The sequence below is a fragment of the Streptomyces sp. CLV115 genome (genome assembly GCF_038448545.1).
Classification (GTDB): Bacteria; Actinomycetota; Actinomycetes; order Streptomycetales; family Streptomycetaceae; genus Streptomyces; species Streptomyces sanglieri.
The window spans coordinates 23769-41729 of sequence record NZ_JBCEWQ010000075.1; the positions used below are offsets into that span (position 1 = coordinate 23769).

At 70.6% G+C, this 17961-nt stretch carries 14 protein-coding genes; 5 read left to right on the forward strand and 9 right to left on the reverse strand.

The window, feature by feature from the left end:
- Positions 1-4 precede the first annotated feature (4 nt).
- The 3 genes from AADR41_RS24330 to AADR41_RS24340 are packed head-to-tail and all read right to left on the reverse strand — an operon-like array spanning position 5 to position 3458.
- Complete coding sequence (locus AADR41_RS24330; RefSeq protein ID WP_342283518.1) at positions 5-874, reverse strand: ABC transporter permease; 870 nt, start codon at positions 872-874, stop codon at positions 5-7.
- Positions 871-1824 carry an ABC transporter permease gene (locus tag AADR41_RS24335; protein WP_342283519.1) on the reverse strand — a complete coding sequence of 318 codons (954 nt, stop codon included), beginning with the start codon at positions 1822-1824 and terminating at the stop codon, positions 871-873. The genes AADR41_RS24330 and AADR41_RS24335 overlap by 4 nt, the downstream gene beginning before the upstream one ends.
- Entirely contained in the window at positions 1821-3458 is a 1638-nt protein-coding gene (locus AADR41_RS24340) for an ABC transporter substrate-binding protein (RefSeq protein WP_342283520.1), read from the reverse strand. The genes AADR41_RS24335 and AADR41_RS24340 overlap by 4 nt, the downstream gene beginning before the upstream one ends.
- Positions 3459-3599: 141 nt before the next feature.
- Here AADR41_RS24340 and AADR41_RS24345 point away from each other — a divergent pair, with 141 nt between their 5' ends.
- Positions 3600-4721, forward strand: coding sequence for a LacI family DNA-binding transcriptional regulator (locus AADR41_RS24345; protein WP_342283521.1), 1122 nt, complete (start codon positions 3600-3602; stop codon positions 4719-4721).
- On the opposite strand, the gene AADR41_RS24350 is transcribed toward AADR41_RS24345, so the two are convergent.
- Positions 4688-6322 carry an amidohydrolase gene (locus AADR41_RS24350; protein ID WP_342283522.1) on the reverse strand — a complete coding sequence of 545 codons (1635 nt, stop codon included), beginning with the start codon at positions 6320-6322 and terminating at the stop codon, positions 4688-4690. The genes AADR41_RS24345 and AADR41_RS24350 overlap by 34 nt on opposite strands.
- Before the next feature lie 101 nt (positions 6323-6423).
- Here AADR41_RS24350 and AADR41_RS24355 point away from each other — a divergent pair, with 101 nt between their 5' ends.
- Positions 6424-7128: a TetR/AcrR family transcriptional regulator gene (locus tag AADR41_RS24355; protein WP_342283523.1), complete on the forward strand. Its 705-nt coding sequence runs from the start codon at positions 6424-6426 to the stop codon at positions 7126-7128.
- A 154-nt stretch (positions 7129-7282) separates the two neighbouring features.
- The gene (locus AADR41_RS24360) at positions 7283-8671 is read left to right on the forward strand and encodes an NAD(P)/FAD-dependent oxidoreductase (protein WP_342283524.1); all 1389 of its coding nucleotides are present in this window, start codon (positions 7283-7285) and stop codon (positions 8669-8671) included.
- Positions 8672-8780: 109 nt separating this feature from the next.
- Here the strand turns inward: AADR41_RS24360 and AADR41_RS24365 are convergent, their stop codons facing one another.
- The 5 genes from AADR41_RS24365 to AADR41_RS24385 all read right to left on the reverse strand — a co-directional run bounded on the left by AADR41_RS24365 (position 8781) and on the right by AADR41_RS24385 (position 16882).
- Positions 8781-10289 carry a DUF4246 domain-containing protein gene (locus tag AADR41_RS24365; RefSeq protein ID WP_342283525.1) on the reverse strand — a complete coding sequence of 503 codons (1509 nt, stop codon included), beginning with the start codon at positions 10287-10289 and terminating at the stop codon, positions 8781-8783.
- A gap of 366 nt (positions 10290-10655) precedes the next feature.
- Entirely contained in the window at positions 10656-11636 is a 981-nt protein-coding gene (locus tag AADR41_RS24370) for a carbohydrate kinase family protein (RefSeq protein WP_342283526.1), read from the reverse strand.
- 61 nt (positions 11637-11697) lie between these two features.
- Positions 11698-12933 carry a cytochrome P450 family protein gene (locus tag AADR41_RS24375; protein WP_342283527.1) on the reverse strand — a complete coding sequence of 412 codons (1236 nt, stop codon included), beginning with the start codon at positions 12931-12933 and terminating at the stop codon, positions 11698-11700.
- 161 nt (positions 12934-13094) lie between these two features.
- Positions 13095-14540 (reverse strand): flavin monoamine oxidase family protein, encoded by a 1446-nt coding sequence (locus AADR41_RS24380; protein WP_342283528.1) that lies wholly within the window; start codon positions 14538-14540, stop codon positions 13095-13097.
- A gap of 44 nt (positions 14541-14584) precedes the next feature.
- Positions 14585-16882 (reverse strand): excinuclease ABC subunit UvrA, encoded by a 2298-nt coding sequence (locus AADR41_RS24385; protein ID WP_342283529.1) that lies wholly within the window; start codon positions 16880-16882, stop codon positions 14585-14587.
- A 129-nt stretch (positions 16883-17011) separates the two neighbouring features.
- Between AADR41_RS24385 and AADR41_RS24390 the strand changes: the two genes are divergently transcribed.
- A complete protein-coding gene (locus tag AADR41_RS24390; protein WP_342283530.1) occupies positions 17012-17428 on the forward strand; it encodes an SRPBCC family protein in 417 nt (138 codons plus the stop codon).
- Between the two features lie 143 nt (positions 17429-17571).
- On the forward strand, positions 17572-17961 hold a 390-nt coding region (locus tag AADR41_RS24395; RefSeq protein WP_342283532.1), incomplete at its 3' end, for an O-methyltransferase.

Consider the following 17961-nt stretch of genomic DNA (forward strand, 5'->3'; position numbering starts at 1 on the left):
GCGTTCACCTCTCCCGCCGCGCGATGCGGTCGGCGAGTCCCTCGCCGACGATTCCGAACGCGACGACCGCGAGCACGATGCACGTGGACGGCGCGAGCGTCGGGAGCATCGCGCCCTGAAGGACGGCCCCCTGACCCTCGTTGATCATGGCGCCCCAGTCGGCGGTCGGCGGCTGGACGCCGAAGCCGAGGAAGGACAGTGCCGCGAGGTCCATCAGCGCGTACCCGAAGTTCATCGCGGACTGGGCGAGGACGGTCGGTGCGATGTTCGGCAGGAGGTGGCGGACGCAGACCGTCCAGCCGGACCAGCCCTGCACCACGTACGCCTCGATGTACGGCCGCTCCTTCTCCTGCCGGGCGATGCCGCGCACCAGCCGCCCCACGTACGGGGTGTAGGCGACGGCCATGGCGATGACGGGTGCGGTCATGCCGGAGCCGACGACGGAGACGAGGAGAATGGCGAGCAGCAGTCCCGGGATCGCGAAGACGAGGTCCATCGAGCGGGACAGGACCGCGTCCGCCCAGCCGCCCCGCCAGGCGGCCACCACGCCGAGCAGCATGCCGAGCAGGGTGGAGACGGCGACCACCAGCAGCGGTCCGAGCAGCCCGGTACGGGCGCCGTGGACGACCCGGGAGAGGATGTCGCGCCCCGACTGGTCGGTGCCCAGGAGGTGGTCGCCGGTGGTGCCGACGAGGCTCGCGGAGAGGTCGAGTGCCTCGGGATCGTACGGGGCGAGGACAGGTGCGAGCACGGCGACCAGGACGAGCGCGGCGAGCACCGCGACCGAGACCGCGAACAGCGGTCCCTGGCCGAACAGGCGCAGTCCGCGCAGGCCCGGCCTGCGGTACGGCGCCGGGGTGAGGGTGGTGGTCATGAGGAACCTTCCCCGGGAGAGAGACGGGGGTCCATGAGCGGGGCGAGCAGGTCGACCGCGAGGTTGACGAGTACGAAGACCGCCACGCTGAGCAGGGTGATCGCCTGGACCACGGCGAAGTCCTGGGCGGTGACCGACTGCACGAGCAGCGATCCGAGCCCGGGCACGTCGAAGGCGGTCTCGACGATCGAGGTGCTGATGAGCAGTCCGGCGAGCATGGTGCCGCCGACGGTGACGACCGGGCCGAGCGCGTTGCGCAGCACGTGCCGGCGGACCACCGTCCGGCCGGCCACGCCCCGGGCGCGTGCCACCTCGACGTGCTCGCGGCCGAGTTCGTCGAGCATCGCGGAGCGGGTGACCCGGGCCAGCAGGCCCGCGAAGGTCAGGGCGAGGGCGAAGGCCGGAAGGGTGAGCTGGTGGAGCCGGGCTCCCAGCCCCTCCGCGGCGCCGCCGCCCGGCCCGGGGAACCAGACGAGCTGGACCGAGAAGAGGGAGACGAGCACGATCGCGGTGACGAAGGACGGGGTGGCGGTGGCCACGCCCGTACCGATCAGCACCGCCCGGTCGAGGAGGCCGGGGCGCAGCGCCGCGAGAATTCCGGCGCTCACCCCGAGGGCTGCGACGAGCAGGGCCGCGTAGCCGACGAGGAGCGCGGTGCCGGGCAGCCGGGAGCCGAGGAGCGCGGTGACGTCCTGGTGGTACTGGGCGGAGCGGCCGAGGTCGCCGCTCAGGACGTCACCGAGCCACTTGCCGTACTGCGTCACGAGGGGGTCGTCGAGGTGGTGCTCGGCGCGCAGGGCCGCCACGGCCTCGGGGGTGGCGGGGCGGCCGTGGAGCAGGAAGGTCACGGGGTCGCCGGGGGCCAGGTGGATCGTGCCGAAGACCACGAGGGAGGTCACGAACAGCACCGCGGCCATGCCCAGCAGCCGTCCGGCGAGGAAGCGGGTCATTTCTGTGCGGCCCCGATCGTCGCGGCCCACGGGTAGTAGAGCTGGGCGATGCCGGTGGGGGCGCCGGTGATCCGCTTGCCGAGGAAGACCGAGTACGGCGCCTCGTACACGGGAATGATGGGCAGCTCGCGCATGGCGATCTCCTGGAGCTTCGCGGTGAGTTCGGCGCGCCTGCCCGGATCCGGCTCGGAGTTGGCCCGGTCGAACGCGGCGTCGAAGCCGGCGTCGGACCAGTTGCCGTAGTTCCCGAAGTCGCCGGTGCGCAGGTACTGGTAGAACTCCAGCGGGTCGGGCGTGTTGTCGTAACCGTTGGTGATGACCAGGTCGAGCCCCCGGCGGGCCTCCGGGTCGACGAAGATGCTGCTGTACGCGTCGGGGGCGACGGTCTTCAGCTCGACGTCCAGGCCGATCCGGCGGCCGGCCGCCTGCACCGCGTTGGCCACCACGCTGATCTCGGGTGCGAGCGAGCTGGTCACGACGGTGATCGAGCGGTCTTCGGCACCGGCCTCCCGGACGAGTTTCCTGGCGCCCTCGATGTCGTGGGCGGGCTCGGGCAGCGTGTCGTACAGGGTGGCGGTCTTCTCCGGGACGAGCGCCCAGGCGCCGCGCGCGGCGGGGGCCTTGGCGGGGACGCCGACGCCGCCGGCCGCCGCCTTGATGATGTTCTTGCGGTCGAGCGCCATGGACAGGGCCCTGCGGACCTTGAGGTCGCCGAGCGGGCCGTGGAAGTCCAGGACGGCGAGGTCCGCGGCCGCGGTGTTGGGGCCGAAGAGGACCGATCCCTTGCCGCTGCCGCGCAGTTGGGCGAGGGAGGTGGAGGGAATCATGTAGCCGCCGTCGGCGGTGCCGGACAGGAAGGCGTTGGAGCGGGCGGACGCGTCCTCGATGAAGGTGAACTTCACGGACCGGGACTTCGGGGCGAGCTTCTTGTCCCAGTACGCCGGGTTCTTGCGCAGTGTGATGCTGTCGCCCTGGGCCCACTTCTCCAGGGCGAAGGGGCCGGTGCAGTTCAGTCGGCCCTTCGCGGTGCCGTAGTCCTTGCCCTCCTCTGCAAGGGAGGCGGCGCTCACGACGGTTCCGGGAGAGGCGGCCATGAGCTCGTGGAAGAGGATGTCGGGCTTGTCCAGGCGGATCGTCACCTCCAGGGGGCCGGTCCTCTCGACGGAGTGGACGTTCTTGAAGGACGAACCCCAGGGGGAGCCGGTGGCCGGATCCATCTGACGCCTGAGGGAGGCGACGACGTCGTCCGCGGTCATCGTGGTGCCGTCGTGGAACTTCACGCCGGGCCGCAGGGTGTAGACGAGGGTGCGCGGATCGGGCTGCGCCCACTTGACCGCGAGGCCGGGCTCGATCTTCAGGTCGGGGGTGACCCGCAGCAGCTGCTCGCAGACGTTGGCGAGCACGGTGTTCGGCGGGTAGTCGTACGCGAGGGCGTAGTCGAGGGTGTACGGCTCGGCGTACAGGGACCAGGTGAAGGAGTCCAGGGCGCCCCGGGCGGGCGGTGAGGTCGGGGTGACCTCGTAGCCGGCACCGCCGCCGGTGCCGGCCCGGGGCCGGGTGGCGCCGGAGCAGGCGGCGAGGGAGGCCGCGAGCACGGCGGTACAGGCGAATGTGATGAATCTGGGCATGCGCATGCAGACCCACCCCTTTACGGGTGTAGTGACGGGCACTGGGGGATGGAGCGAGTATTGATGCGGGAACGTTCCCGCACAAGGCTTGGGCCGACTTTGCGGGAACGGTTCTGCAGAGGTCGGGGGGATGGCAGCATCGCTCCCATGACTGAAGCTCCAGGGCTCGGCGGACCGCCCTCGCCACGGAAACGGCAACCACTCCCGCGGCCAGGGCGGACCGCGCCGCCCGCCCCGCGCGTCCGTCTCGTCGATGTGGCCCGCGAGGCGGGCCTGTCCAAGACCACCGTCTCGGCGGCGCTCAACGGCACCGGCAGGCTCTCCCCCGAAGTGCGGGAGCGGGCCCGCGAGACCGCGCGTGCGATGGGCTACCGGCCCAACGCCACCGCACGCCAGCTGCGCGCGGGACGGGCCCGGCTGATCGGCTACGTGGTCGGTGAACTGGCCGACACCCCCTGGACCTTCCTGGAGTCGCCGTACTTCGCCCGGCTCACCGGCGCCACCGCCGCCACCGCGCTCGGGCGGGGCTACGCGGTGGTGCTGCTGCCCGCCGGCTCCCTGCAGAGCGAGTGGTCCGCGCTGCCGCTGGACGCCGTGATCGTCGCCGACCCCGTCGCCGACGACCGGATCGTGGACGACCTGCTCGCCGCCCGCATCCCGGTCTTCAGCGACCGGTCCGTGGAGGACCGGCCGGAGGCCCACTGGGTGGACGTCGACGCGGCCGCCGCCGTCCGGCAGACCCTGGACCACTTCCTGGCCCAGGGCGCCCGGCGTCCCGCCCTGGTCGTCCCCGACAGCACCACCCGCTTCCACCGCGAGGTGTTCGCCGCGCACCACGACTGGTGTACGGCACACGGGCTGCCGGAACTGGCCGTACGCGCCGCGGAACCGGGCAACGGACCGGTCGTCCGGGCCGTCGAGACCGCCCTGACGGCCGGGCCGGAGCGCCCCGACGCCCTGTTGCTGGTCGCCGAGGCCAGCCCGCCCCTCGTTCTGGACACGGCCCGCCGCCTCGGCTACGACGTCCCCGGCGACCTGCTCCTCGCCTGTGTCAGCGAGGACGAGGCCGCCGTGCACACCGGGCCGCCGGTGACCACGCTCAGCCTGCGCCCCGACGCGGTCGCCGAGGCCGGGATCGAACTCCTGGTGGCCGTTCTGGAGCACGGGCAGAGGGAGACCGGCGGGGTGCTCGTACCGGTCCGCCTCGACGTACGCGCCTCCTCGGTACGGCACCCTCAGCCGCCGTGCACCAGTTCGCCGCCCACATAGGTGCGCTCCACCCGGGCCTCGGCGATCTCCTCCGGGGGTGCCGCCAGGATGTCCCGGTCGAGCACCACGAGGTCGGCCAGGTTGCCGGGCAGGAGGCTGCCGGCGTCGTCGAGCCGGTTCACGTGCGAGGAACCGGCGGTGTAGGCGGCGATCGCCGAGAGGAGGTCGATGCGCTGTCCGGGCAGGAACACCCGGTCGTCGTCGGACCCGGGCTCGCGGCGGTTCACGGCGACATGGATGCCCGCGAGCGGATCCGGGCTGGAGACCGGCCAGTCACTGCCCGCGGCCAGCGTCGCCCCGGACCGGAGCAGACCGCCGAAGGGGTACTGCCAGCCGGCGCGTTCGGGGCCCAGGAACGGGATGGTCAGCTCGTCCATCTGCGGCTCGTGCGCCGCCCACAGCGGCTGGATGTTCGCGATGGCACCGAGCGCCGCGAACCGGGGCAGGTCGTCGGGGTGGACGACCTGGAGGTGGGCCAGGTGGTGCCGGTTGCCGCGCCGCCCGTTGGCGGCCACGGCGGCCCCGATCGCGTCGAGCGCCTCACGTACCGCGCGGTCACCGAGCGCGTGGAAGTGGACCTGGAAGTCCAGGGCGTCCAGCGCGGTCACATGGCCGCGCAGCGCCTGCGGATCGACGAAGCTCAGTCCGCTGTTGGCCGTGGCGCAGCCGCAGCCGTCCAGGTACGGGGTGGTCAGCGCGGCCGTGAAGTTCTCCGCGATCCCGTCCTGCATGATCTTCACCGACCCGGCCCGGAACCGTCCGTAGGTGAAATCCTCGCGACGGGCGACCAGTTCGGGGATCTGCTCGGCACCACGCTCCCGGTCCCACCACAGCGCACCCGACACCCGGGCGGTCAGCGAACCGTCCCGCGCGGCGGCCAGATAGGCCTGCGAGGGGTCCGCCATGCCGTTGAAGGAGCCGAGCAGCGCGTCCTGCCAGCCGGTGATCCCGAGCGAGTGCAGTAGCTTCTGCGCCCGCAGCAGACCCGCGAGCCGGTCCGCCGGGGTGCTCGCCGGCACCAGCCGCGACACCAGGGCCGTGGCGCCCTCCTGGAGCATGCCGCTCGGAAAGCCGTCCGCCTCCCGCTCGATCCGCCCGTCGGCGGGGTCCGGGGTGGCGGCGGACAGACCCGCCAGTTCGAGGGCCCGGGTGTTGGCCCATGCCCCGTGGTGGTCCCGGTTCGCGAGGAGCACCGGCCGGTCCGGCACCACCGAGTCCAGCAGTCGACGGGTCGGCAGCCCGCCCGCGAAGCTCTCCATCGACCAGCCGCCGCCGGTGATCCACTCCCGTTCGGGGTGCGTGTCCGCGTAGTCCCGGATCCGCTCCAGGTACGCACCGGCGTCGACGATCTCGGTCAGATCGCACTCGGCCAGCTCGCTCCCCCCGCCCACCGCGTGGACGTGGGAGTCCTGGAAACCGGGCAGCAGCAGCTTCCCCGTGAGGTCCACCACCTCCGTTCCGGGCCCGATCAGTTCCCGTACCTCGTCGTGGCCGACGGCCGTGATCCGCTCCCCGCGGACCGCGAGCGAACTCGCCCGGGTACGGGCCGGATCCATGGTGAGGACGGGGCCTTCGGTGAAGACCAGATCGGCATGGGGCATGCGTCGGCTCCCTTGCGTTCGGATGCGCCGGACGGGTGACGGGCGTCATGGAAGCCCGCCGGCCGTTTACACGTCAATGGCGTTGACGTAAGGTCCCCGCCATGTCCGAACGCGTGGTGCCCGAAGGCCGTAGACAGCGCAGCCGCCCGACCAAACAGGGCGCCGTCCTCTCCGAACGGCTCATCGTCGAGACCGCGTTGCGCCTCGTCGAGCAGCACGGCGCCGGTGCCCTCTCGGTACGGAGACTCGGCGCCGCACTCGGCGCCGATCCCACCGCGCTCTACCGCTACTTCCGCAACACCGACGCGCTGCTCCTCGCCCTTGCCGACGAGCTCATCGGCCGCGCCCAGGAGGGCTGGACGGCCACCGGCGCCTGGCGGGAGGACCTGCGTTCGATGGGGCTGCGCATCCACGCCTCCTATCTCACCCAGCCCCAGGCCGCGCTGCTCGCCGCGCACCGGACCACCGGCCGCCCGCACGAGACCCGGGCCGTCGAGACCATCCTCGGGATCCTTCGCGACGGCGGCTTCCCCGACGCCCTGGCCGTGCGGATCTACCACTCCTTCGTCGACCAGGCGCTCGCCTTCGCCGCGCAGGACGCCGCCGCGACGGCCCGGCCCCCGCTGGCGGCGGCGGACGCCGAGGTCTGGCACGCCGTCTACGGCCGCCTCCCCGCCGACACCCATCCGAACATCGCGGCGACCTATCCGCTCCTGGCCGCCGACATGCGCGACAGCGGCTACCCCTTCGCCCTGGAGCTGACGCTGATGGCCGCGGCGGCCCTGCACCCGGACGCGGGGCGGTAGCGGCCGGAGGGGACAGGCCCGTGGCGGCCCGAAAGGGCAGTGGAGCTCGCTTATGTCAACGTCATTGACCTTGTTCCGCGCGTCAGGTTCTCATGGGCGGCACCTCGGAAGGAGCCCCCGCGCCCGGGCTCCTCCACCACTCGAAGGAAGCCCCATGGACCCCCTGCTCTCACTCCGGGACGCCGTTTCGACCCCGTTCTGGCTCGACGATCCGCGCAGCCCCGGGGCCACCCCCTGCCTCGTCGGCTCCACCACCTGTGACCTGCTGGTCGTCGGCGGCGGCTACACCGGCCTGTGGACCGCCCTGGTCGCCAAGGAGCGCGACCCCTCCGCCGATGTCGTCCTCGTCGAGGCCGACGTTGCGGGCGGCGCCGCCTCGGGTCGCAACGGTGGCTTCTGCGAGTCGAGCCTCACCCATGGACTCGCCAATGGGCTCGCCCGCTGGCCGGACCAGATCGGCACCCTCGAACGCCTCGGCCGCGAGAACCTCCGGGCCATGGAGGACACCCTCGCGCGTCACTCCGTCGACTGCGACTGGGAGCGCACCGGCTCCCTCGTCGTCGCCACCGAGCCCCACCAGGTCGCATGGCTCGCCGAGGAGGCCGAGACGGCCGCCCGGTACGGCGCCACGACCACCGTCCTGGACGCCGACGCCACCCGCGCCGAGATCGACTCCCCGACGTTCCTCGGCGCCGTCTGGAACAAGAGCGACGTCGCCATGGTCAACCCGGCACGGCTCGCCTGGGGCCTGAAGCGCGCCTGCCTCGACCTCGGCGTCCGCATCCACGAGCGCACTCCGGCCCTCTCCCTGGACGAGCACGGTGCCGTCGTCTCGGTGCGCACCCCCTTCGGCCGGATCACCACCCACCGGGTCGCCCTCGCCACCAACGCCTATCCCTCCCTGGTCCGCCGCCACCGCATGTACACCGTCCCCGTGTACGACTACGCGCTGATGACCGAGCCGCTCGGCGAGCAGCAGCTCGCATCGCTGGGCTGGCGCAACCGGCAGGGCTGGGCCGACCCAGCCAACCACTTCCACTACGTGCGGATCTCCGCCGACAACCGGATCCTGTGGGGCGGATACGACGTCGTGCACCACAGCCGGGTCCGCGCCGAGCACGACCGGCGCCCCGAGACGTACGCCACCCTGGCACGCCAGTTCTTCCGCACCTTCCCGCAGTTGGAGGGCATCCGCTTCAGCCACGCGTGGGGCGGCGCCATCGACACCAGTACCCGCTTCTGCGCCTTCTTCGACACCAGTCACCACGGCAAGGTCGCCTACGCCGCCGGCTTCACCGGACTCGGGGTGGGCGCCACCCGCTTCGGCGCCGAAGTGATGCTGGACCTGCTGGCCGGCGAGTACACCGAACGCACCGCCCTCGACCTCGTACGCCGCAAGCCGCTGCCCTTCCCTCCCGAGCCTGTCCGCTCGCTCGGCATCGGCCTCACCCAGCGCTCCCTCGCCCGCGCCGACCGCAACGAGGGCCGCCGCGACCTGTGGCTGCGCACCCTGGACCGCCTCGGCCTGGGCTTCGGCAGCTGACGCCCGCCCGGCCCCCGTTGCGGCAGACGCGAGAGGCCGTTCCCCCAGGGTGGGAGAACGGCCTCCTGCTCGTGTTTCCGCCCGGTCGGCACGACGGGGCGGAAGAGTCTCAGTGCTCGCAGAGGGAGAATTCCCGCTCGTAGAGCTGATCGTTGTGTTCGTCGACGAAGAACTTGCGCTCCTGCATGAGCTGTTCGCGGTAGTTCTCAGCCTGTTCAAGCGTCATGGTCGAGGTCTCGGACCACGGTTGCTGCGGTGGCACATCGGATGTCGAGACGATCTTTTCCGACGGGTCGACCAGGAAGAACGCAAGGATCTTGCGGTGTCCCGGGCGGGTGGGGTCCACGAGGCGGAACGAGCCGACGCGGTGTTGCAGGATGTTCGGGAACGCCAGGCACCGACCCGCCGGCGTCGACGCCGAGCCCAGCATCTGGTTCAGCGCGTCTTCGTTCTCCAGGCCGTAGACCTCGCGCAGACCGTTGTCGTCGTTCTGTTCGTAGTCCGGGTCGTCGAGTGCGGCCCGGAAGCTCAGCCGGCTTTCGGTGATGTTCTCGCTGTCCCAGTAGTAGATGCCGGTCGAGACGATCCGCTCGTTCAGCATCCCCTCGACATGCCAGGAACCGCCCGGGTACTCGGGCTTGTCCGGGGTGAGATGAACGGTGGCGATCTTGACGATGACCTGGAGCCGGCGTCCTCGCAGGTCGACCCGGGCGGATTCGTCGGGCGACTCGGACGGGATGAAGGCCGGGGCGTCCGGGACGACCGGACGGCGGTTCTCCCACCAGTCGTCCAGAGCCGATTCCCATGCGCCGACGGCTTCTGCGTGGGCCGCGTCATCACTGTAGGCAGACTTGTCCGGAAACTCCGGTTCCGAGTGGTACCACCCGTACGGGTCGGCCTCGATCCGCAGGGGCCGCGGGTGGCGCAGATCGGTGAGCACGTTCTCCAGCAGCGGGCGCATGCGCGCGAACAAGTCCGGCAGGACGCGGGCCAGTTCACGATGGCTCTCGGGGTGGACGTTGTTGACGTACGAACGGAAGGCGACATCGCCGTCGTCACTGACGTCGACATCCGTGGGCAGCCACTGGAACTTCTCCGAGAACTCGTACTTCGAGTAGCGGTCCGTCGGGTTCCGCCAAGCCCGCTCGGGCGCGCCACTCGCCTCTCGCACCAGGCAGAACAGTGAGGGATGAACCAGGTCCAGTACCTGGCCGTCGGATCCGGGGTGCCAGTCCCATTCCGCTTCGGGGACCTGTTCCAGGACCCGAACCGCCTCGCGCAGCCGGGATCCGAGCTCGTCGTCGACCAGTGTGTCCGACTGCCACACCCCGTCGACGGCGGACACCTCGATACCGGTTCGTCCGTCCCGCGACGCGGCGTAGTGCACGAGTTCGGCAAGCACATATCGAACCTGCGCCTCGGTGAGGCCCTGGGCGAGGGCTTCCTGCGTCCACCTGGCGACGATGTCGGCATCGTTCATCTTGTCGAACCACGCCGGCTTCGACCGAATGTGCGCGCTGCACTGCATCATCTGCAGTTCCCGCAGCGTTCGGGGGGTCGCGAACGCTATGGAACGGGAAGCGTGAAAGGGCAGCGGAAAAGCAGTCAGGCCGGTCAATTCTCGTGGTCCCTACAGTCGGTGTGCGGTGGCGGGAAGGATAGCCCAGCACACCGACACCGCAGCCGTGGGTTCCGTCCGCCGGCGCCACGTCCGGTGCGGCGCCGCAGGGTCCGGGCAGGTGGGGCCGCTCGTGCCGTCGTGCGACGCGGCGGTTCCACCGGCCTGCGAGAGCGGGCTCGTCCGTTCACGGACGTCGCGGACATCGCGGTCGCACTGCGACCACCACGCCCCCGGACGCGCGAGAGGCCGCTCTCCCGGGGATGGGAGAACGGCCTCCGACGTGCGTATCGGCTACGTCCCGACCGCTGCCTGCTCGATGCGGGTGGGCATCAACCACCGCCGCGTCCTGGTTCTGTACCGCCGTCACAGATCCGTCAGGAACGGTTCGACCCCGGACGCCGCGGACCGGCCGTAGGTGGCTTTGATCCGGCGCAGGAGAACCACCGGGTCGAGCTCGTACTCCTGGGGGCCGACCGATTCCAGTACCGAGGTGGCCAGCCCGCAGCCGAGTCGGGCGGCGTTCTCCAGCGGGAGCCGACAGGCGACACCGGCCAGGAAGCCTGCCCGGAAGGCGTCGCCGACCCCGGTGGGGTCGTGGGCCGCCGCGGTCGGCACCGCGCCGACGCGCAGCTCCGGCCGGTTCTCCCGCAGGACGGTCACGCCGTCGGCGCCCCGGGTGGTGACCCAGGTGCCGCAGCGCGCGAGCACCTGGGAATCGGTCCAGCCCGTCCGTTCCCGCAGCAGGGCTGCCTCGTACTCGTTGGTGAACAGGAACTCGGCACCCTCCACCAGGCTGCGGGTCTCCTCCCGGTCGAGCCGCGCCAGTTGCTGGGAGGGATCGGCGGCGAACGGCAGACCGATCTCCCGGCATTCAGCGGTGTGGCGCAGCATGGCCTCGGGGTCGTTGGGGGCGATCACGACCAGTTCGGGCCGGCCTGCGTGTTCGTCGAGCGAGGCGATGGTGATGTGTCTGGCCTCGGCCATCGCGCCGGCGTAGAAGGTGGCGATCTGGTTGTGGTCGGCGTCCGTGGTGCACATGAAGCGGGCGGTGTGCAGGGTTTCGCTGATCCGTACCGCCCGTGAGTCCACGCCGGTCTTCCGCAGCCACGCGTCGTAGTCGTCGAAGTCTTTGCCGGCCGCGCCGACGAGGAGCGGGCGCAGGCCCAGCCGGGCGAGGCCGACGGCGATGTTGGCCGCCACTCCCCCGCGTCGTACCTCCAGGGTGTCGGCGAGGAACGACAGGGAAACGTGGTCGAGTTGTCCCGGGATCAGCTGATCGGCGAATCGTCCGGGGAAGACCGTCAGATGGTCGGTGGCGATCGAACCGGTGACGGCGATGTGCACGTCGGGTCTCCTCATCAGGCGGGTCGGGAACGTGTCGGTGCCCGGTGGCGCGCCGCGTCGTTCACCGGCCGGTCGGCTGCCGTAGGTGGACGGGCAGGGTCCGGTAGTCGTTGTCGATGAAGGAGGTCTTCGGCTCCAGTTCCGTCACGTCGGCGGCGAGGGAGAGCTCGGGGAAGCGGGCGAAGAGCGCCGGGAGGGCGATCTTGGCCTCCAGCCTGGTGAGCGGGGCGCCGATGCAGTAGTGGACGCCGTGGCCGAAGGCGAGGTGGGCCTTGTCCTCCCGGTCGATCGCGAAGCTGTCGGGCGCCTCGTGGACGCCGGGGTCCCGGCCGTGTGCGGCGAAGCTGATCACGATGAGTTCGCCCTTGCCCACCACGACGCCTTCGCCGAGGTCGATGTCGGCGGTGGCGTACCGGAGCGGCAGGTGCATGATCGGCGCATGCAGGCGCAGGGTCTCCTCGACCACGTCGTCCCAGCGATTGGGCTGTTCGATCGCGGTGGCCAACTGGTCGGGGCGGGTGAGGAGTTCGCACACCGCGTGGTCGATGACGGCTGCGGTGGTCTGCGAGCCCGCGCCGACCATGTTGATCAGCGTGGAGATCAGTTCCTCCTCGCTGAGATGGTCTCCGTCCTCCTCGTGGGTGGCGAGCAGCACGCTGGTCATGTCGTCGCCCGGGGTGCGGCGCTTGTGGTCGATGAGGGCGTGCATCGCGGCGGACAGGCCGTCCCGGGTCGCCGCCGCCTCCTGCGGCGTGACGTCCGTCTCCAGCGATGCCTCCAGGGCGCTCAGCATCGCGGGGCGCTGGCCGTCCGGGACGCCGAAGAGGTCGCAGATGACCCGGGTCGGGAGCAGCAGGGCGAAGGCGGCACGCAGGTCGGTCGGCGTGCCGGGGGTTTCGGCGCCGTCCAGGGCGTCGAGGAGTTCGAGGACGGTGGCCTCGATCGCCGGGCGGAGGTCGTCTATGCGGCGCGGGGTGAACGCCTTGCCCACCAGTTTGCGCAGTCGCTGGTGGTCCGTGCCGTCGGAGGTGAGCATGGAGACGATGTCGACCCAGGGGTTGAGCCAGGCTATGGCGCCCGGTTCGTAGTCGGGCCAGGACCTGCGGGCGTCCTTGGAGACCTCGGGGTGGGTGAGCAGGAATTTCGCCACCTCGCCCCGGGTGACGGACCAGGCGGTGACGCCCTCGGGCATCCTCACGCGCACGGCGGGTCCGGCGGCGCGCAGCCGGTCGGTCTGCTCGTGGACCTCCCGTCCTCCTCTGCTGGTGAGTTCCACGATGTCGGTGAAGCTGGTCACGCTGAGCCTCCTGTCGGTGTGGCGAAGCAGCGGTACGGGCGAAAGACGTGGTGCGGGCCGGAAGAGTGGTGGTCGGGGCGGGGAGAGGCGATACGGGTGGGGCAAAGGAGCGGCACGGACCGGGGAGGGGGCCGGTCCGTGCCCGGCGCGGCAGGCTCCGGTCAGGCGCCTGCCACGCGGTCGAGTTCGACGACGGTGCGCACGGCGGACTCCAGCGCGAACGTCATCGATCCCCCGTTGGGTTCAAAGGCGGCGTGCTCACCGGCGAAGTGGACCCGTCCCTCGGGCTTGCGGATGGCCGGCATGAGGGCGTTGTGGCCGGTCTCGGGGAGGATGTACGCGCCCTCGGCGTGGGGCCGGCTGTCCCAGACGACGGAGGTGCCGGTCTCGAAGTGCTCCCGGGCGCCGGGCAGCGGCTGCTCGATCTGGTCGAGGACGAACCGCAGTCGTTCCTCGTCGCCCATCGCGGCGACGGCCTTGGCCCGCCAGCCCGTGATCAGGCACTCCACGATCCTGCGCGGTCCCTCCGTGTGGGGAGTCGCGTCGCGGACCCATCGCACCGGGAGGTCGGTGGAGTAGCTGGCGTTGGCGTCCTTCCAGAACTTGCGCCGCATCTGGAGGTACACCCGCACGATCGAGGAGTACTTGAGCCGGCGTATCGCGTCGTGCTTGGCGTCGCTCAACCGGGCGTCGGAGAAGTCGATGTGCCGGGCGACGCTGAACGGCACCGTGAGGACGACCCGGTCGGCCTCCATCGTCTGGAGCCGGCCCTGGTCCGTGAAGGTCACCCGGGCCGTGGTGTCGTCCTGTTCCACCCGCACCACCGTCCTGCGGTAGTGGATGTGGTCCTGGAGACGCTCGGCGAAGGCGCGCGGGAACTGGTCGGTGCCGCCCTTGATCTTCGACCACCTGGGATCCGCCTTGACCAGGGAGTGCGGGCTCGCCTCGTGCCTCAGCCAGGCCAGGGCCGAGGCAGATTTGAGGTCCCCACCCCGCATTTCGAGGAAGTAGGGCTCCATGAGGTCGATCGCCGCGTCGGACGCGCCGCGTTCGCGGAGGACCTGGTGGACCGAACGGAGGTCGTAGGGGGCCATGCGCTCGGTCACCCGCCATTCGGGGGCGGCTATCTCCGGCTGGAGTTCCCGGCAGACGGCCTGCACGTAGCAGTCGACCATCTCCTCGGCGCTCATCCGCCGTTCCCGGTCGTTCAGTGGCAGTCCGAGGCCGTTCAGCGAGGCGGGGTCGGTACCGGCGAACCGTCCGCCGGCGAAGTAGGAGAAGTCCGTGTCGACCAGGTCCGACGTCTCCAGTGCGACGCCCAACTCCCGTATGTAGTGCATCGCGTAGTGGCAGTAGGGGGTCACCGTCATCGCGCCGGCCTCGGCGTACAGGCCGTCCGCGAACGGGGCGCGCAGAGTGTACGCGCGCCCGCCGGGGCGGTCGCTCGCCTCCAGCACGGTGACGTCGCTGCCGCGTCGGGTGAGTTCGTGGGCGATCGCGAGGCCCGCGAGACCGGCTCCGACGACGATCACTTTCCGGGGTGTCTTCAGGCCCTCCAGTCCGTTGTCCAGGGCTTGGCGGACCTCGGTCTGTGTGGGTTCTGCCATCGGGCCGTCTCTCCTCGTTCGTGTGAATGTGTGCCTGGTGCGGGTCAGTACCGTGCGGTGGCCTGGGCGAGGTCTTTTCTGAGGTAGTCGGCGGTGAACGAACCCCGGGCGGTGGTCAGTTGTTCCGGGGTTCCTTCGAAGACGACGCGGCCGCCGTGCCGGCCGGCGCCGGGGCCGAGGTCGATGATCCAGTCGGCGTGCTTGATCACGTCCAGGTCGTGCTCGATCACGACGACGGTGTTGCCGCCGTCGACGAGCCGGTCGAGAAGGGCGAGCAGTGTGTCGACGTCGGCCATGTGCAGACCGGTCGTCGGCTCGTCAAAGATGTGGAGGCCGCCCGAATCGTGCAGCCGGCCGGCGAGCTTGAGGCGTTGCCGTTCGCCGCCGGACAGGGTGGACAGCGGCTGCCCGAGGGTGAGGTAGGGAAGTCCGACCTCGTGGAGCGGCGCCAGTCTGCTCAGCACGGCGCGTTCGGTGAAGTGGTCGAGCGCCTCCTCGACGGTGAGGTTCAGGGTCTCGACGATGTCGCGGCCGTGCAGGCGGTGGTCGAGGACCTCGTCCCGGTAGCGCCGGCCCCGGCAGACTTCGCAGGTCGTGGTGACGGGGTCCAGGAAGGCGAGGTCGTTCTCGATGACGCCGCGGCCGTTGCACTTGGGGCAGCCGCCGGTGGAGTTGAAGCTGAACATTCCCGCGTCGACCCCGTTGGCACGGGCGAACAGCTTGCGGATGGTGTCCATGACGTTCACGTGGGTGGCCGGTGTCGAGCGCGGCGAGATGCCGATCGCCGACTGGTCCACGACGACCGCGTCGGGGTGGCGGGCGGCGAGGACGCCGGAGACCAGGGTGCTCTTGCCCGAGCCGGCGACGCCGGTGACCGCGGTGAGGGCACCGGTCGGGATGTCGACGGTGATGTCCTTGAGGTTGTGCAGGGCGGCCCCGGTGACGGTGAGGGCTCCGGTGGGTGTGCGCGGTGTCCGGTCGAGCCCGGACACCGCGCGCAGGCGCCGCCCGGTGAGGGAGCCGCAGGAGCGCAGTCCCTCGGCCGTGCCCTCGAAGACGACCTGTCCGCCGTGGGAGCCGGCGCCCGGTCCCATGTCGACGACGTGGTCGGCGATGGCGATGACCTGCCGGTCGTGCTCGACGACCAGGACGGTGTTGCCCTTGTCCCGCAGTTCCATGAGCAGTTCGTTGAGCCGGTGCACGTCGCGGGGGTGCAGCCCGACGCTGGGTTCGTCGAAGATGTACGTCACGTCGGTGAGGCTGCTGCCGAGGTGGCGCACGATCTTCAGCCTCCGCCCCTCCCCGCCCGACACGGTGGACGTCTCGCGGTCGAGGCTGAGGTAGCCGAGTCCCACCGCCTCGATGCGGCGCAGTACGGCGAGGGCCGCGGTCGCCACGGGCTTGGCAACGGGGTCGTCGAGGGTGGCGAGCACCTCGACGAGTTCGCGGATCTCCATGGCCGCGTAGTCGGCGATGTTGTGCGCACCGATCCTGGAGCCCAGGGCCGCGGCGTTGAGCCGGGCTCCCCCGCACTCCGGGCACGGGCCCTCGGTGACGACCCGGGCCACGGCCTCCCGGTCGCGGTCGCTCAGGGTGTGCGCGTCGCGTTTGAGGTAGCGGCGAGTGAAGCGGGTGACCACTCCCTCGTACTCGTTCCTGTGGACGCCGTGCCGGCTGCGGCGGTCGACTCGGAACCCGCCGCCGTACAGGAAGATTTCGCGCTCCTGATCGGTGAAGCGCGCCAGTGGTTTGTCGGGGTCGAAGAGGCCTGATTCCGCGTACAGCTGCCATTGGGCGGTGCCGACCGCGAACGAGGGAAAGGCGATGGCGCCCTCGTTGAGCGTTCGGCTCCCGTCGAGCAGCCGGTGCAGGTCCACCGTCGTGACGCGGCCCAGCCCTTCGCAGTTCTCGCACATGCCGTGCGGGTCGTTGAAGGAGTAGAGGTTCGACGGGCCGACGGAGGGTTTCCCGAAACGCGAGAACAGCACCCGCAGAATGGGGTGCACCTCGGTCATGGTGCCGACGGTCGAGCGCGAATTGCCGCCGATGGGCTTCTGATCTACGACGATGGCGGTGGACAGGTTCTCCATCACTTCGGCGCGCGGACGCTCGTACCGGGGGAGCCGGTTGCGCACGTACCAGGGGAATGTCTCGTTGAGCTGGCGCTGGGATTCGACGGCGATCGTGGAGAAGACGACCGATGACTTTCCGGAGCCGGATACGCCGGTGAATACGGTGATCTTCCCCTTGGGGATGGTCAGCGAGATTCTCTTGAGGTTGTTCTCCCGGACGCCACCGAGAACGATGTCGCCGCCGAATCGCGTGTTCGTCCCGCCCGTCATGGTTCGCAACCTCCGCCCGCCGTACCGGCACCGCTTCCGTCACACTACGCCAATTGATTTCCTGATGGCAATCATAGGCTAGCATTGTTCGACCTTGATCACTGGTCCGACCCCTGGAGGTTGTTCCCCATGTGGACGTACGAGCACAGCGTCGAAACGCCCCTGCCGCAGCCCGCCGTCTGGGACTGCTACGCCGACCCGGCCCTGTGGCCCGAGTGGGACAAGGAGGTACGCGAGCTGACCCTGGACGGGCCGCTGGCCCCCGGCGTGCGGGGCACGCTGGACCTGCACGGACTGCCGCCGACCGACCTCACCATCCCCAGCGTCGTTCCCGGCACTTCCCTGACCACCGAGGTGCGCATCCCGGACGGGACGCTGCTGCGGTTCACCTACCACCTGGCCGGAGTCCCCGGGGGCACGCGCGTCACCCACCGGGCGGAGCTCGACGGCCCCTCGGCCGGCCAGGAGTTCGGCGCCTCGGTCACGGCCCCGGTGCCGGACACGATGCGGGCGCTGATCCACTTCGCCGCGACCCGCGCCCGCTGACACGGGGCGGCCGGGGCGCGGCGGACATGTTCGGGCGACCACCGCTCCCCAGCCGCCGGCAATCGCTATATGGTTTCCCCTGCTCAATCTTCTCGGTATGCGTGGACCGCACCCCCAGCCCACTTCTCATCGAAGCAGGAGCCATGAACCAGGACCAGTGGACAGCGATCGACTCGTACACCAACGGCCTGCTGATATCGCACGATCCCGCATTGGAGAAGGCCTCCAAAATGAGCGTGGAAGCAGGTCTCCCCGACGTCGAGGTAGCGCCCAATCAGGGAATGCTGCTCCATCTGCTGGCACGGATCGGCGGCGCCCGGTCGATTCTTGAGATCGGCACCTTCGGCGGCTACAGCACCATCTGGCTGGCACGGGCACTGCCGGCGGACGGAAAGCTGATCACCATCGAATCGGGAATTCTCTTCGCCAGGGCCGCGCGGGACAACATCGAGCGCGCCGGGCTGGGCGACGTCGTCGATCAGCGGGTCGGCAAGGCGCTCGACATCCTGCCGGAGATCGAGGCCGAGGGCGCC

What these genes read in the sequence shown, in the direction of transcription:
- AADR41_RS24390 (WP_342283530.1), top strand. Translation starts at nt 17,012, where the DNA reads ATGTGGACGTACGAGCACAGCGTCGAAACGCCCCTGCCGCAGCCCGCC.
- AADR41_RS24350 (WP_342283522.1), bottom strand. Translation starts at nt 6,322, where the DNA reads ATGCCCCATGCCGATCTGGTCTTCACCGAAGGCCCCGTCCTCACCATG.
- AADR41_RS24385 (WP_342283529.1), bottom strand. Translation starts at nt 16,882, where the DNA reads ATGACGGGCGGGACGAACACGCGATTCGGCGGCGACATCGTTCTCGGT.
- AADR41_RS24380 (WP_342283528.1), bottom strand. Translation starts at nt 14,540, where the DNA reads ATGGCAGAACCCACACAGACCGAGGTCCGCCAAGCCCTGGACAACGGA.
- AADR41_RS24340 (WP_342283520.1), bottom strand. Translation starts at nt 3,458, where the DNA reads ATGCGCATGCCCAGATTCATCACATTCGCCTGTACCGCCGTGCTCGCG.
- AADR41_RS24345 (WP_342283521.1), top strand. Translation starts at nt 3,600, where the DNA reads ATGACTGAAGCTCCAGGGCTCGGCGGACCGCCCTCGCCACGGAAACGG.
- AADR41_RS24360 (WP_342283524.1), top strand. Translation starts at nt 7,283, where the DNA reads ATGGACCCCCTGCTCTCACTCCGGGACGCCGTTTCGACCCCGTTCTGG.
- AADR41_RS24335 (WP_342283519.1), bottom strand. Translation starts at nt 1,824, where the DNA reads ATGACCCGCTTCCTCGCCGGACGGCTGCTGGGCATGGCCGCGGTGCTG.
- AADR41_RS24330 (WP_342283518.1), bottom strand. Translation starts at nt 874, where the DNA reads ATGACCACCACCCTCACCCCGGCGCCGTACCGCAGGCCGGGCCTGCGC.
- AADR41_RS24355 (WP_342283523.1), top strand. Translation starts at nt 6,424, where the DNA reads ATGTCCGAACGCGTGGTGCCCGAAGGCCGTAGACAGCGCAGCCGCCCG.